The organism is Rhizobium phaseoli (assembly GCF_003985125.1).
GTDB lineage: Bacteria > Pseudomonadota > Alphaproteobacteria > Rhizobiales > Rhizobiaceae > Rhizobium > Rhizobium phaseoli.
This window is the reverse complement of the sequence record NZ_ML133581.1, coordinates 100,549-115,267: the sequence shown is the minus strand read 5'-3', so window position 1 is coordinate 115,267 and position 14,719 is coordinate 100,549. Positions and strand designations below refer to the sequence as shown.

Annotated in this window: 14 protein-coding genes; 10 read left to right on the top strand and 4 right to left on the bottom strand. The window is 59.6% G+C overall.

The window, feature by feature from the left end; translation table 11 throughout:
• Nucleotides 1-10: 10 nt before the first annotated feature.
• The 3 genes from EFD56_RS23725 (at nucleotide 11) to EFD56_RS23715 (ending at nucleotide 2,884) form a co-directional block, all read left to right on the top strand.
• Nucleotides 11-481, top strand: a complete 471-nt coding sequence (locus EFD56_RS23725; protein ID WP_064822333.1) for a MarR family winged helix-turn-helix transcriptional regulator — start codon at nucleotides 11-13, stop codon at nucleotides 479-481.
• Nucleotides 482-679: 198 nt separating this feature from the next.
• The gene (locus tag EFD56_RS23720; RefSeq protein ID WP_126906446.1) at nucleotides 680-1,738 is read left to right on the top strand and encodes an aldo/keto reductase; all 1,059 of its coding nucleotides are present in this window, start codon (nucleotides 680-682) and stop codon (nucleotides 1,736-1,738) included.
• A 102-nt stretch (nucleotides 1,739-1,840) separates the two neighbouring features.
• A complete protein-coding gene (locus EFD56_RS23715; protein ID WP_126906445.1) occupies nucleotides 1,841-2,884 on the top strand; it encodes a DUF2278 family protein in 1,044 nt (347 codons plus the stop codon).
• 171 nt (nucleotides 2,885-3,055) lie between these two features.
• On the opposite strand, the gene EFD56_RS23710 is transcribed toward EFD56_RS23715, so the two are convergent.
• The gene (locus EFD56_RS23710) at nucleotides 3,056-4,276 is read right to left on the bottom strand and encodes an aminotransferase-like domain-containing protein (protein ID WP_126906444.1); all 1,221 of its coding nucleotides are present in this window, start codon (nucleotides 4,274-4,276) and stop codon (nucleotides 3,056-3,058) included.
• 319 nt (nucleotides 4,277-4,595) lie between these two features.
• On the opposite strand from EFD56_RS23710, the gene EFD56_RS23700 reads away from it, so the two are divergent.
• From EFD56_RS23700 to EFD56_RS23685, 4 genes are all read left to right on the top strand, one after another.
• Nucleotides 4,596-5,696 carry a branched-chain amino acid aminotransferase gene (locus EFD56_RS23700; protein ID WP_126906442.1) on the top strand — a complete coding sequence of 367 codons (1,101 nt, stop codon included), beginning with the start codon at nucleotides 4,596-4,598 and terminating at the stop codon, nucleotides 5,694-5,696.
• Nucleotides 5,697-5,783: 87 nt separating this feature from the next.
• A complete protein-coding gene (locus tag EFD56_RS23695) occupies nucleotides 5,784-6,371 on the top strand; it encodes a class I SAM-dependent methyltransferase (RefSeq protein WP_064819440.1) in 588 nt (195 codons plus the stop codon).
• Between the two features lie 223 nt (nucleotides 6,372-6,594).
• The gene (locus EFD56_RS33730; RefSeq protein WP_126906441.1) at nucleotides 6,595-6,858 is read left to right on the top strand and encodes a helix-hairpin-helix domain-containing protein; all 264 of its coding nucleotides are present in this window, start codon (nucleotides 6,595-6,597) and stop codon (nucleotides 6,856-6,858) included.
• A 26-nt stretch (nucleotides 6,859-6,884) separates the two neighbouring features.
• Complete coding sequence (locus tag EFD56_RS23685; protein ID WP_126906440.1) at nucleotides 6,885-7,631, top strand: TIGR04290 family methyltransferase; 747 nt, start codon at nucleotides 6,885-6,887, stop codon at nucleotides 7,629-7,631.
• Between the two features lie 26 nt (nucleotides 7,632-7,657).
• On the opposite strand, the gene EFD56_RS23680 is transcribed toward EFD56_RS23685, so the two are convergent.
• A complete protein-coding gene (locus EFD56_RS23680; RefSeq protein ID WP_126906439.1) occupies nucleotides 7,658-9,406 on the bottom strand; it encodes a protein kinase family protein in 1,749 nt (582 codons plus the stop codon).
• Between the two features lie 146 nt (nucleotides 9,407-9,552).
• Here EFD56_RS23680 and EFD56_RS23675 point away from each other — a divergent pair, with 146 nt between their 5' ends.
• From EFD56_RS23675 to EFD56_RS23665, 3 genes are read left to right on the top strand one after another with little or no spacing between them, the layout of a single operon-like run.
• Nucleotides 9,553-10,656 (top strand): inositol-3-phosphate synthase, encoded by a 1,104-nt coding sequence (locus EFD56_RS23675; protein ID WP_064818585.1) that lies wholly within the window; start codon nucleotides 9,553-9,555, stop codon nucleotides 10,654-10,656.
• Nucleotides 10,653-11,252, top strand: a complete 600-nt coding sequence (locus tag EFD56_RS23670; RefSeq protein ID WP_126906438.1) for a histidine phosphatase family protein — start codon at nucleotides 10,653-10,655, stop codon at nucleotides 11,250-11,252. Before EFD56_RS23675 ends, EFD56_RS23670 begins: the two co-directional genes overlap by 4 nt.
• 32 nt (nucleotides 11,253-11,284) lie before the next feature.
• A complete protein-coding gene (locus tag EFD56_RS23665; protein ID WP_126906437.1) occupies nucleotides 11,285-12,259 on the top strand; it encodes a beta-xylosidase in 975 nt (324 codons plus the stop codon).
• Here EFD56_RS23665 and EFD56_RS23660 read toward each other — a convergent pair.
• Nucleotides 12,233-13,534, bottom strand: a complete 1,302-nt coding sequence (locus tag EFD56_RS23660) for a Coenzyme F420 hydrogenase/dehydrogenase, beta subunit C-terminal domain (protein WP_126906436.1) — start codon at nucleotides 13,532-13,534, stop codon at nucleotides 12,233-12,235. The genes EFD56_RS23665 and EFD56_RS23660 overlap by 27 nt on opposite strands.
• Nucleotides 13,535-13,649: 115 nt before the next feature.
• Complete coding sequence (locus EFD56_RS23655) at nucleotides 13,650-14,711, bottom strand: polysaccharide pyruvyl transferase family protein (RefSeq protein ID WP_085742840.1); 1,062 nt, start codon at nucleotides 14,709-14,711, stop codon at nucleotides 13,650-13,652.
• Nucleotides 14,712-14,719: the final 8 nt, after the last annotated feature.

Sequence of the window (14,719 nt, the reverse complement as noted above, 5' to 3'; positions counted from 1 at the left end):
GGAGAGCGTGATGAAAAATACCCCATCGAATGATCTCGCCGGCGTGCCCCAGATCGATGAAATGCTATGCTTTTCAATCTATTCGGCCGGCCACGCCTTCAACCAGCTTTACCGCCCCCTGCTCGACGAAATGGAACTCACCTATCCGCAGTTCCTCGTCATGACCGCTTTGTGGGCGCGTGACGACCGCACGGTGAAGGATCTCGGCGAGACGCTTTTCCTCGACTCCAGCACCCTCACCCCGCTGCTGAAGCGGCTGGAAAATGTCGGCCTCGTCACCCGCAACCGAAATCCCGCCGATGAACGCCAGGTGCTGTTGCGGCTGACAAGCAAGGGCCTGGCCCTGAAGAGCCGCGCCGCCCATGTGTTCGACTGCATCGGCAAGGCTGTCGGTCTCGACGCCGAGACCGTCGGCAAGATCCGGGACACGATCGCTTCGATCCGGGACAACATTCACGGCAAGGACAAGGACGAGGCCTGACGCGAGGCCACCTCCCCGCACCGCTGCGACGATTTTCGTTCGACAAGCCGGCGGCATATTGTACGATCCGTCTGTCGCCGGCACGATGCCCGGCACCCGCACTCTTGTCTAAGCCTCACGCAGGCGTGAACCACACCGCCATTGCCATTCGGCCGCGCTGAGGTACGTCAATCCGGTTTCGATGAAGGAGGAGTTTTCATGGAATATCGTCTGCTCGGCCGCTCCGGCCTGAAAATCTCGACATTGACCATGGGCACGATGACCTTCGGCGGCGTCGGTTGGGCGAAGATGGTCGGCGATCTCGGCGTCTCCGAAGCCAAGAAGATGATCGACATGTGCATCGATGCCGGCATCAACCTGATCGACACCGCCAATGTCTATTCATCGGGCGAATGCGAAAACATCATCGGTGAGGCGCTCGCCGGCAAGCGGCCGCAGGGCGTGCTTCTGGCCACCAAGGCCCGCTTCGGCATGGGCGACGGCCCGAACGACCGCGGTCTTTCGCGCTACCACCTGATCCGCGAATGTGAAGCGAGCCTGAAGCGGCTGAAGACCGATGTCATCGACCTCTACCAGGTGCATGAATGGGACGGCCAGACGCCGCTCGAAGAGACGATGGAAGCGCTCGACACGCTGATCCGGCAGGGCAAGGTGCGTTATGTCGGCTGCTCGAACTATTCCGGCTGGCACATCATGAAGGCGCTCGGCATCGCCAACGAACACAAATACCAGCGCTTCGTCAGCCAGCAGATCCACTATACGCTCGAAGCCCGCGACGCCGAATACGAGCTGCTGCCGATCGCGATCGACCAGGGCCTCGGCGTACTTGTCTGGAGCCCGCTCGCCGGCGGCCTGCTTTCCGGCAAGCACCGCCGCAACCAGGCAGCGCCCGAAGGCACCCGCCAGTTCGCCGGCTGGACCGAACCGCCGATCCGCGACGAAAATCGCCTCTGGAACATCGTCGAGACGCTGGTCGCGATCGGCGAAGAGCGCGGCGTCTCGGCCGCGCAAATTGCGCTTGCCTGGCTGATCGGCCGCAAGGCGGTCACCTCGGTTATCATCGGCGGGCGCACCAAAGCCCAGTTCCGCGACAACATCGCCGCCGCCGAACTCAAGCTCACGGAAGAAGAGCGCAAGCGCCTCGACGCCGTCAGCCTGCCGCCGATCCTCTACCCCTATTGGCACCAGCTGAACACGGCAAGCGACCGGTTGAGCGAAGCCGATCTCGAACTCTTGGGCCCGCATCTCCAGCAATAGAGCAAGGGCGGATACGGGATTGCACGGTGAAATATAAGCGTCACAAAAGATGCACTTTATCAGTGCTATCGTGAGATCCCGCCATCGCCAGGGAGGCTCGCCATGCTGAAGAATTACACGGTCCTGAAGGGTACGGCGAGCGCGCTCGCCCTCGATGACGACAACGATCCCCATATTGAGATCCGCATCGAGGCGGACGGCGTCAGCTACCGCATTGCGCTCAACGTCCGCTCCAAGACGTCGCCGCACGACCTGCTCTACGCCAATATCGTCGATTTCAAGCACCAGGCGCTGACCGAGGCGCTCGAAGCCCTGCCGATGGGCCTGACCGACATTCGCAAGGACCGCCCGGAGCTTGCGATCGATTATGTCCGCGGCGGCCTGATCGAGCGCGAGGACATGGACGTCGCGCCCTTCCAGCTCTCCGGCCCGAAGAACGATCTCAGAGAATTCATCGAGCCGATCGTCGAGGAAGGCATCGCCGATCCCGACATCCATTTCTATGCCTTCGGCGAGGCCTGGGGGCCGGAGCACGGCAAGCCCGATCAATATTTCGATTTCGAGCCGGGCAACGGCATCCACGACATCCACATGAACCAGGGCGACGGCGGCAGCTTCAAGGCCACCAACGGCCCGAACCAGGACGGGGCGCTGCTCGTCCATTTCACCGATACCGACGAATGGGCGGCGATCTTCCTCTGCTTCCAGTCGCAGAACTGGAACACCGACGCGGAGACCGGCCATCCCGTCTCCGAAAACCGCGGCGGCCAGGGCCGCGGCGAAGGCACGCGCCGCCCACAGCCGGTCGTCGCCTCGTCGCTGCGCATCATCGCCGCACTGATCAACCCGGTGAACGGCGCAGGCGGCGCGGAAGCCGAAACGGTGACGCTGATCAACCGCTCCGACATGTCGGCATCGCTCGACGGCTGGAAGCTGGAAGACGAAAACGGCCGGACGCAGACGCTGGCGGGAACGCTTGCCGCCGGCGAGCTGCGCACGATCGCGCTCAATGCCGCATCCGGTGGCCCGCAGCTCGCCAACAAGGGCGGCGACATCATCCTGCGCAACGCCGACGGCGCCGTGGCCGACCGCGTCGGCTACGGCAAGAGCGAGACGGCGAACGAGGGCTGGACGACGATTTTTTGATTGGCGCACCGCCCCTCATCCGGCTGCCGCCACCTTCTCCCCGCCTGCGGCGAGAAGGAGATATGCCGCACCGACCTCGTCACCCTCAAGCTTGCGTTTGGCACGTCCTCTCCCCGTTTTTACGGGGAGAGGGTTAGGGTGAGGGGCAAACACCCCTCGTCTCTCAAACCATCACCCGCCGATCTCGTCGGTAATCAGCTTGCCCAACCGGCCGATCCCGTCCTCGATCATCTGCTCGTTGGCGCACGAGAAGCTGACGCGGAAGGTGTTGGCGCCGGAGCCGTCGGCGAAGAAGGCCTTGCCGGGCACGAAGGCGACCTTGGCGGTGTCGAGCGATTTCGCCAGGAGCTTGGCGCCATCCATGCCTTCCGGCAGCGTGATCCAAATGAACATGCCGCCTTCCGGCTTCGTCCAGCTCGTGCCCTCGGGCATGTATTTCTCAAGTGCCGCCAGCATGCAGTTGCGCCGATGGCTGTAGGCGGCCTTGATCTTGGCCACCTGCGCATCGAAACCGCGCTCGGCGACATCGGCGATGGCCATCTGGTTGATCGTCGACGAGTGCAGATCGGCCGCCTGCTTCATCAGCACCAGCTTGCGAATGACCGGCGCATTGGCGACGACGAAGCCGACGCGTAGACCAGGCGCCAAAGTCTTGGAGAAGCTGCCGCAATAAATCGTGCGGGTCTCGTTGATATGGCCCTTTTCGGCGATCTCCAGCGCCAGAATCGGCGGGATCGGCTCGCCATCGTAGCGCAGCGACTGATAGGCCGCATCTTCGATGACGGCGACGTCGAGCTCCTCGGCAAGTGCCAGCACCTGCTTGCGGCCGGCGAGATCGACCGTTTCACCGGTCGGATTGGAGAAATCGGCGGAGAGATAGGCGAATTTCACCTTGCCGCCGGCGGCGGCAGCCGCCGCGCGATAGGATTCCGGCGTCCGGTTGCCGCCGGGCGTCAGTTGGTCATAGGCCGGCTCATAGGCGTTGAAGGCCTGCAGCGCGCCGAGATAGGTCGGCCATGTCACCAGCGCCGTATCGTTCGGCGACAGGAACAGCTTGCCGAGATAATCGAGACCCTGCTGCGAGCCGGAAACGATGAAGACGTTGTCGAGTTCGCAGGGGATGCCGAGATCGGCCATCTGCCGGACCAGCCATTCGCGCAATGGTTTGTAGCCTTCGCTGACCGAATATTGCAGCGCCGAATTGACGGCAGCGCCGGCGAAAATATCGGCATAGGCCTGCTTGAATTGCTGATCGGGAAACAGCGCCGGATCCGGAATGCCGCCGGCGAAGGAGATGATGTCGGGCCGGTCGAGAAGCTTCAGGAGCTCGCGAATTTCGGATGCGCGCATGCGCGACGAGCGCGATGCAAACATGGTGTCCCAGTTCAGCATGGAGTTTCCTCATATTTTTTCTATACCGCCGACAAACCATGCGGCGGAAATTATGTCAACAATACTGACCTATTTTCTTGTCACAGTGACATGTGGGAAATCTTGTCCTCCAAGGTTTTTGGATGTTCGGGATTTCACTTGGTGCAGACGCCATCCGGTATCGAAGCCGCTCGGTCCCGAATTTGCTGCTCGACGGCAGCCACATCCAAGGATTATTCCTCTGTTCAAAACCGAAACCGGCTGATTCAGACCTTTCCAAGACCAGCTCGGCGGCGGTAGTGTCGCCGCCACTATTCAATTTACTATCAAGGTGCCAGCAATGACCGTGACGTCGGCCTCTCCTGAAATCAAAATCGAACTCCACAAGTCTCCCGTATCGGACGCCGACCGTATTCAGGCACTGGAGGCGCCCGGCTTCGGCAAGCTCTTCACGGATCATATGGTCCTGGCACGCTGGACGGCCGAGAAGGGCTGGCACGATGCGAAGGTTACGCCCCGGCGGCCCCTGGAACTCGATCCTGCGAGCGCCGTGCTGCACTACGCGCAGGAGATCTTCGAGGGCATGAAAGCCTACAAGGCGGACGATGGCCGGATTCTGCTCTTTCGGCCTGAGGAGAATGCACGCCGCTTCGCGCAGTCGGCAACCCGCATGGCGATGCCTCCCGTGCCCGAAGAACTCTTCCTGAAGGCGGTCGAAGAACTGGTCCGCGTCGACAAGGCGTGGATACCCTCCGGCGACGCCAGCCTCTACCTTCGCCCCTTCATGTTCGCCAACGAGGCGTTTCTCGGGGTTCGTCCGGCTCAGGAATATGTCTTCTGCATCATCGCCTCTCCGGTCGGCGCCTACTTCAAGGGCGGCGCGAAGGCCGTCTCCCTTTGGGTCGAGACCGAATACACCCGCGCAGCCGCCGGCGGCACCGGTGCCGCAAAATGCGGCGGAAACTACGCCGCAAGCCTCGTGGCGCAGGCCGAGGCGTCGAAGAAGGGTTGCGATCAGGTCGTCTTCCTTGATGCCGCAGAGCATCGCTGGGTCGAAGAACTCGGCGGCATGAACGTCTTTTTCGTGATGAACGATGGATCGGTGGTAACCCCGCCCCTTGGCGGCACAATCCTGCCGGGCATCACCCGAGCTTCCGTGATCGTGCTCGCCGAAGAAAGGGGCTTGCGCGTCGAGCAGCGCCCCTACTCGTTCGCAGAATGGCAAGACGACGCTGCCAGCGGCAGGCTCGCCGAAGCGTTCGCCTGCGGCACTGCCGCCGTCCTGGCGGGCATCGGCCTGGTTCGACATGCCGGCGGCGAATTCCTGGTCGGAGACGGCCAGACCGGCAAATTGACCAGCGAACTGCGCCAGCAGCTCGTCAGTCTGCAGAAGGGCGTAACGAACGATGAGCACGGCTGGACGCGCCTAGTCCCGGCCTGAACTCGGACGTTGTACGCGAACGGCGGCGTCAGCATCGATATGCCGGGCGCCGCTACGCTAACCGACATCCCCGAGCGGCCAACCCACATGTCTCCTGACCGTACCTCAGCCTTTTACAAGGAAAACGCCGAGACATACGCGAACCGGGCACGTAGCCTGCCAAAGCAACAGCTCGACGCCTTCCTCGCGCGGCTCGCACCAGGTGCCGCAATCCTCGAACTCGGCTGCGGTGGTGGGCAGGACAGCGCCTATATGCTGTCGCAGGGTTTCGACGTGACACCCACGGATGGCTCGGCCGAGCTTGCAAGAAAGGCGGAGATGCTGATCGGAAGGCCTGTCAGGGTCATGCTCTTCCAGCAGCTCGACGCCGACAGCGCCTACGACGGCGTCTGGGCGCATGCGAGCCTGCTCCATGTTCCGAGATCCGAACTTCCGAACGTTTTCGCCCGTGTTCGCAATGCGCTCAGACCCGACGGCATCCTCCACGCAAGCTTCAAGGCGGGAGAAGCCGAAGGTCATGACGGCTTCGGACGCTATTACAACTATCCCTCCGCCGATTGGCTGTCGGCGCTTCTGACCGCGGGCGGCTGGCGCAACTTCGCCGTCGGGGAAAGCGAAGGCGGCGGATATGACGGCAAGCCAACACGCTGGCTGACGGTGAGTGCGCAACGATAACGGTGGCCCCGTGTGCGGCCGATACCCTGTCAACGGCGACGTGCCTATCGTCCGGGCTCGCGACCAGACCGGTGAGTTGACGTCGCGGCGAAGGATTTCACCCGCTGCCCGATCATGTCGACTCCATGGCGACAAGGTGGTTTGGGATTTTTCTTCTTCAGCGGGAACCGAAAACCATCAAGAGGGTTCGATCACAATCTGACAAAGCCGGCTAAAGCTGAACATGCCGCAGGTATCTCAAAAGCGGACGAAGATTGGTGGGGGAGATACCGAAGATCTCTTATTGACCACCTGTCTCCCTGGATGGATTGCCCGTTCCCTTGCCAGAAGTGGAATTCATCGGATGAGCCAATTGGCAGACATGAAGAACGCTGAACTCCTCCAGCTCCCGGGGATTGGCCCTCGATCCGTCGAGCAGATACGGTCGGCGATTAGAAGATTTAAACGTAACCGAACACACGTCTCGTCGACGCATTCGAAAGAATGATCGAGGCGTGCGGATTGGAGTAGGGAATGAACGAGAAGGCTCGACTGGAAAGCGACATCGCAGCCCTGGGCCCATGGTTTCACAATCTGCGAATTAACGGCGTTCAGACCGCGCCCGATCATTTCCTTGGCGACTACCCGTCCTTCAAATGGGCCCACTTTCAGCAGGTTGTGCCTGAAGATCTCCGCGGGTGCAGCGTTCTGGACATCGGCTGCAACGCCGGGTTCTACTCGCTTGAAATGAAGAGAAGAAATGCCGGGCGGGTCGTCGGAATCGATTCCGACCCCCATTATCTCCGGCAAGCCGAGTTCGCAGCCACACAGACAGGTGAGGATATCGAGTTCAAGCTGATGTCGGTCTATGAGGTTGAAAAACTCAAGGAGAAATTCGACCTGGTCCTTTTCATGGGTGTCCTTTATCACCTGCGGCATCCGCTACTGGCGCTCGACCTTCTGCATGAGCATGTCGTTGGTGGAAAGATGCTGTTTCAATGCATGCAGCGAGGTGAAGAGCAAGTCGCGGCGCTCAGCAAAAATTACGATTTCTCCGACACGGCGATATTTGAGCAGCGCGGCTTTCCGAAGCTTTATTTTGTGGAAGAACGTTACGCTGGCGACCCCACCAACTGGTTCATTCCGAACAAGGCGGCGGTCGAAGCGATGCTAAGAAGCGCCGGGTTTGTCATTCGTGCCAATCCGGAACCGGAAGTTTATCTGGTAGAACATGGAACCCGCCACCAGATGGCGGAACCGCCTCCATCACTTTGCCAATAGAATTTCACGCCAGATTGCTTCCGCAGTCAGGGTCGAACCAATCCCGGCAAGCGATCCAGGTAACGTTTGATGGTGCTTTCGATGCGCTCCATCTCGGCGCAATCGACGCAGGCTTTCGCCTGCGACCACAGACCTATCTGGAAACCGAGATAACATGCCTCGAAAAACCTGAGTACATCGTCGCGCAAATCGCAGTCCGCTTCCCGACCGACGAGATCGGCAAGACGATCGCGCTCCTTGCTCGAGAGTTGGAATTCCACACAGGCGCCCGCGACGTCCCAGGCGATATCCTGGCAGCCGATCAGATCATGGGCCGCATTATGGTCGAGCGCATCCGTCTTCATGATGCGCCCGGTCGTGGCGGTCAGCCATTCCCATGGATGAAGACGATTATCCGTATCGACGCGTCGCAATCGCCGTGATAGCCGCTCGGGCGCACCTATCACCCGCCTCAAATTTCCTGCTGTATCCGATCCTGCCGCTTCGGCGATATTGAAAACAGCCATTTCGCAAAGTTTCTGGATCGAGGCGCCGCCGTTTCGTGCCGGGAGGTGACGGGCGCGAAAACCGAGGTAACGTCCGAGGTGATCCACGATGTGGCGCCTGCTCAGACCGCTAGTGTCGAAGGGTGTTCCATCCAGCCATTCCTCGATGATAAATCCGTAACAAGTGCCGGCAATCTTCGGAATAAAGCCGGCTTCTCTCAGCAAAGAGCCTCTTCTTGCCTTGTCCACGTCGCTCCCGCAAAGCCCGGCAAACTTGACATGCCAGGCCCCTCCTTCGGCTTCCATCAGGAATTTGCGTTTTTCCATCTGCATATAGCTCGGCGGCCAAAGTGACGGATCGCGATAACGAACAGCTCGCCATGCACCACCGGACAGGTCCCGCCACGAGGATCGTGCAACTCCGACAGCATCGGCCGCCCATGTGTGCAGACGACGTCTTGGGTCTTTGGCCTTGAGCATTAGATCGTCGAAGCTGACGACATGGCGTGGCCGATCTCGCCAACGGGTCCGATGCGGCTCGCTTGCATGGGGGCCCGGTTCACCTGCGTGGCTCGGAAAAAAATGAAGTCGACCAGATGTCACACCGTTTGCCTGCAGCCAATCCCCAACGCAGCCGAACGAACTCCCCGACAGCCCCGGCCCTTCATCGACGATGGCAAAATCGGTTTCAGGCTCCGCAAGAATGCGCTCGGAAAGAGCCGGTGTGACGTGCAGCTGCCGCTGGAAGGGGTGGCCAGTTGGCCGCAGCGAATAGGCAGGCTCGGCACCCAAGGCTGCGGAAACCAGGGCAGCAAGTCCGGTCCCGATGCTTCTTATTCCTATCACAACTGTTCTAGGCGTCAGATTTGAGATCGAAGCCGCCTCGATATAGCTCTCGGGATACAAGGCATAAAAGGCGTAACCCTCTGCACGCTTCATCCGCACCGGATCGACGCTGTCTAGAGACTCAAGCTCGGCTGCCCAATCATCCGGAAAGGACAAAATACCGGCAAACCCGTTTCGCCATGATTGCATAATGGCGCGTGCTTGTATGAGCAGAAGTTTCGCGCCAGCGTCCTGAAGCTCGGACAGGTCGTCGGCGCCTTTGCTTGCAAACTCCTGATCGGCCAATCCCTGGACCAGTTCTCCAGTCAGGATGAAGGCTCGAACCAGGATTTCGTGGCGCTGGCGGCTGGGCTGCATTTCGATGCATGCCATCATCATGCTTGAAATGGATGCGCGTACTGCTGCCGCGCTCTCGATGTGCTCGACATCACCATAGACGAGCATCCACTCCTCCCTCCTTGCCGCAATGCCTGCCCGAACTGATTGGAGATCGTCGGACGTGTTCGAAAAAATCGGAAAGGCCGGGAACCGCTGCGGTTCCCGCTTGTTAGCTTTGTAGATGCCGCAGCAAGCAGCCCCTGGAGGGAGCCATGCGTTCAAAATCCATTCGCGTTGGATTGGTGGGAGTTGGCAATTGCGCCTCGTCATTGGTTCAAGGACTTACCTACTATGATAACGCTCGGGAAAACGAGCCGGTTCCAGGCCTCATGCACATTGACCTCGGTGGATATCACGTGCACGACATTGCGATATCCTCCGCCTTCGATGTCGCGGCTTCAAAGGTCGGGCGTGATGTCGCGGAAGCGATTTACGCCGAGCCAAACAACACTCAACGTTTTGCAGATGTCGCACCGATCGGGGTCGAGGTGAAACGCGGCAGGACGTTGGATGGGATAGGCAAGTATCTTCAAGATCGGATCGAGGAATCGACGGAGCCTTCAGCGGATGTGGCGGAAATCCTTAGGAAAACCCGGACGGAAGTGCTGGTTTCCTATCTTCCCGTCGGCTCGGAACAGGCAACGAAGTGGTACGCCGAACAGGCGCTGGCGGCTGGTTGCGCCTTCATCAATTGCATTCCGGTATTCATAGCCTCCAAACCGGAATGGCAGCAGAAGTTTGCTGCCCGCAAGCTGCCGCTCATCGGCGACGATATCAAAAGCCAGGTGGGGGCAACGATCGTCCACAGAATGCTGGTCAATCTCTTCCGCGAACGGGGCGTGCGTGTGGATCGCACCTATCAGCTCAATTTTGGCGGAAACACCGATTTTCTCAATATGCTAGAGCGCGAGCGGCTGGAATCGAAGAAAATATCCAAGACCCAGTCGGTCACCAGCCAATTGGATATTCCGCTTCCTGCGGACGATATTCATGTCGGGCCAAGTGACCACGTCCCGTGGCTCACCGATCGGAAATGGGCCTATATTCGTCTCGAGGGTACGACTTTCGGAGGCGTGCCGCTCAATGCAGAGCTCAAGCTCGAGGTGTGGGACTCCCCCAACTCCGCCGGCGTGGTGATCGATGCGATACGCTGCGCGAAGCTGGCGCTTGACAGAGGCCTGGGCGGAGCCCTGACCGGGCCGTCGAGCTATTTCATGAAATCGCCGCCGCAACAATTCACCGATCATGAGGCCCGCCGTCGAACGCAAAGTTTCATCGATGACCAGGAAGATGTTCTGCGCGGAGCCGCGGAATGACGGCGACGTTCTTCCTGATACGTCACGCCGCGCATGATAATGTCGGCACTTTCCTGGCGGGTCGGACAGCCGGGATTTCGCTTGGCGACGCCGGCCGCTCACAGGTTCAGCGTCTCGCGCAGAGGCTGCGACGCGAGGAGATCAATGCGATTTACACCAGCCCGCGCGAACGGACACGGGAGACGGCAGTCGGTATAGCGTCGGCCTGCGACCTGTCTCTGCCGCAAACAGACGATGCCTTGGACGAGGTGAATTTCGGCAACTGGTCCGGCAAGACGTTTGAAGTTCTCAATGACGATCCCCTGTGGCGCCGCTGGAATACCACGCGCAGCCTCGCCCGCACGCCAGGGGGCGAGACGATGTTGGACGTCCAGACACGGATCTTCGGCCTGATGGAGACTTTGACCAGCGTCGGTAACGACAGGCGAATAGCGCTTGTGTCTCATGCCGATGTCATCAAGTCGGCGGTTTGTCATGTTCTGGGACTGCCGATCGACGCTTGGCCCAGATTTGATATTGCGCCCGCCTCCGTCACGACAATCGTGATCGGCGACTGGGGTGCAAAAGTGATGACGCTCAACGAAGTGACCTTATAACCCGTTTGTTAAACCTGCCCCGGGGAAATCAAATGATCGAAGCTGCAATGATCTGGAACGAGCCGAACAACAAATCGCACTGGGATCCTGAGATCGATCCTGAATGGAGCCTGTTTGCGCAAATGGCAATCCTCGCGGCCGACGCCATCGCAGCCAGGAATCCGGAATTAACGAAGGTGCTCGGCGGAATATCGCCGATCGACCCCTTCTTCATCAGCCGCATGAAAAATTACGGCGTGCTCGATCACCTCGATGCCGTCGCGCTGCATGGCTTCCCCCTCGACTGGAACCTCTGGCAGATTCATGAGTGGCCGGAGAAAATCAACGAAATCCGCGCTGTCACCGATCTGCCGATCTGGGTCAGCGAAGTGGGTGTCTCGACCTTCGGTGCGGAGGAAGTGCAGTTGTGGGGTCTGCAACGAACCGCCGAGTTGCTCAAGGGTAGAATCGAGCGCTGCCAATGGTACAGCCTCTACGACCTCCCCCGATCATGGGAGGCGACGACGCGTCATCGCGAAGCCGAAGGCTCCTCCTACTATCGGCACTACTATATGGGCATTCTGCGCGAAGACGGAACGCCCAAACCAGCGCTTGAGGAGTTTGCCAAACACACGCCGGACTTAGGGCTGGTGCAATGGTTTCATTTCGAAGACCCGCGGCTGGATGAGGCCGCGGCCTGGATGAAGCGGTTGGGCGTGAAATCTGTGCGCACCGGGCTTTCCTGGGCGGATCGGTTCCGGCCCAATGCCCTCGATTGGTTCGACCGACAGATGCAGGCTCTCGAAGATTTCGACGTAACGGTGACATTCTGCTTCACGCCGGAGCATAGAGGTATCGCGCCGCACCATACCAGTGCGCCACTGGTGCCTGAAGAATTCGCCGGGTTCTGCGAGGAAATGGTCGAACGCTATGCGCCGCGCAGGAATAGCGGATATGTGTCGCGCGTTGGCAAGTCAGCTGCCCGGCTGCTGGGGCTTGAATCACGCGCGCCCCTCGGAGCCGGCTAAGCCCAGGCGCTGGGCGATCCTGCCAATCGGCCCCCGGGAATAAGCGATCCCGTGATAGCATGCCAAGGCCGCCCGAGCCCATAGAATGTAAAGTCTGGGGCTATGCAGCAAATCGGCGATCAAAAAGACGCGATGACTCCAGAAGCTGATCCAATTGCGCATGATGTAGACCCCCATGCGCTGCCGAGACAGGCCATGGCTGCCTGCACGGACGCGCTTGCGCGGGCGCATACCCATACGAGGCCAGGTCAGCCGGAATGCGAGACCTTCGCGACGCTGGCGGAATCCGGAAGCCTGGGTAGCTACGACAAAGTCGGAATCGACATGAGACAGCACGATCCTCTTCTCAGCGATCCCCGCATCGATCATGTCCAGAAGTGCTGTTGAGCGAATGATCACCACGTTCGTTCCTCTTCCATCAGAGGAGTAAGGCTCCTTCCAGGCATCCCCAAAAGCGATATCGGCCGTTTCTGCAACGATGTCGTCGCAGAAATTGCAGGCAGAGTTCTGAAAAAAGCCCGCACCCCAGTCCCCATCGACCAGATGCCACCAGTCTTGGGCACACGTCTCTCCGTTTTCGAGTGTCAGCTCAGCCCGATACCAGTTCGCAGGCCGATCATGGGCTTTCTTCCTGTAGTCGAGCCGTTTAACCTTCCCGATGTCCTGTCCCATCTGCCATGCGAAGCTCTCGGCCATGCGTGCACTTTTCATATGGCCGCAAAACAACCCAAGCGTGAACGCAATTCGTTCCTTTAGAATCGGATCATCGGCACAAGCCAGTCGCACCGCCTTGATGAAACAGGGAATCCCAACAACGGCATAGCGGCCGGGTGCCTCGCGAATGAGCTGAAGGACTCCGGAAAGCTCGACGGGGTAATATCGGGATTTGGCGCCAGCCTGAAGATCCTGCAGGTTACGTGACAGCGAATAATGAAACAGGCGCCCTTCCGATTGCGGATCATCGCTCGCCTTGACGTGAGCAACACCGTCGACAAGCCCGAGGCGCAGCAATTCCGCTGCCACCCAGGTGACCATGCCGCCGGAACTGCCGCTCGAACGAAATCCGCCTTCCTCGACATGGCCGACAAAAGCAGCTTCGTAGCGCCCCAAGAAAGAGTCTCGGTTTTTCGCGTGGGAGAAATACTCGGCCGCTAATTTGTCCTCGTCCCGAGCCACCGGCGAAAACGGGCAGATTCGGGCAAACTCTTCATCGCGGCCCCGCAACCAAGTCTTCGGGCCGGTCGGCTTCATCTGCCCGTAGCGATCTAGTTGCATGTGCACATCAGGTCTCGCTGACCTTGCGACGCAGGTGCCGCAGCCGATGCAGAAACCGGAGCCTGTAATATCGCTGGGAGCGATGCCCGGCGTGAGCCGTTTCTGTTGACCGGGGCTATTGCAAGGCATGGCTGAGATAGGCGTTGGATGTATCGCGTAGCGAAGATATCCGCTGCGAAATACCCGGAGGAAGCGGGTTGCCGAGGATACCATCCAGATGCGAGAGGGTGGTATCTTCGGTCAGAACATGATGTTCAGCTCGGACGAGCCGCGTCAGGTCGCGAATCTTGTTGGAGCGGTAATCGGAGAGGACACATGCAAACGGCTTCTCGTTGACAAGCGAGAACACGCATCCATGGAAAAAGTTCGTCACGACAGCCTTTGCTTCGGAAATGAAGCTGGCGAAGTCCTCCGGGCCGGCATCAATCCATTGCTCATCAGCCCAATCGTTCCGATAGCCGATACTGACAAGCGGATAGTCCCGGTCTCCTGCCCACCGGCGCACGGTATCCTGAAACCATGTGGGAAAACTGTGCCCGTAGACGGCTATATAGGGTGCCGCCTCCCCGTCATCCCTGCTTGCCTTCATCGTCTGGGGAAATTGCAGGCACGGGTCGAGAACCAGTTCGGGCTCCAGTCCCAATGTCTCGCGAATGATCTGCTCCGAATGGAGGTCCCGGACCGAAATATGAGAGAATTTTCGTAGCTTTTCCGCCCAACCCTCCAATCGCTCCGACGATGTCAGGCTTCCAAACGTCGCGGCATAGGAGACAAGACGCCCGCATCGCAGGCCCTCTCCATAAAACACCGGATACCCGCCATACCAGGGATGACGAAGGTTCCACACCTCGTCACTGCCAACGACTATGAGCGAATAGTCGTCCATTGCGGCTGGGTTCTCCAAGGAAAAAGGCGACGAAAGAGGTAAGCTGGCAAACGAGTGAAAGAATTTGCGGATCTTCGCTTTGTAGAGCGGGTAGTCTTCCTTCGGCGTTGAGGCAGGAAGCAACGGTTGCAGCGCGCACCGCCATTCCGCGCGATTCACGCGATCGGACATGTGTTCTAGAAGAACGGCTTCTACGCCCATGGACGCGAGCCCTTCGACCAGACAGCGTGCCTGCCAGTAGGACCCGTAATTTATGCAGCGATGGAAGGTGAGAATTCCGGCCTTAGGCATTTGGTCCC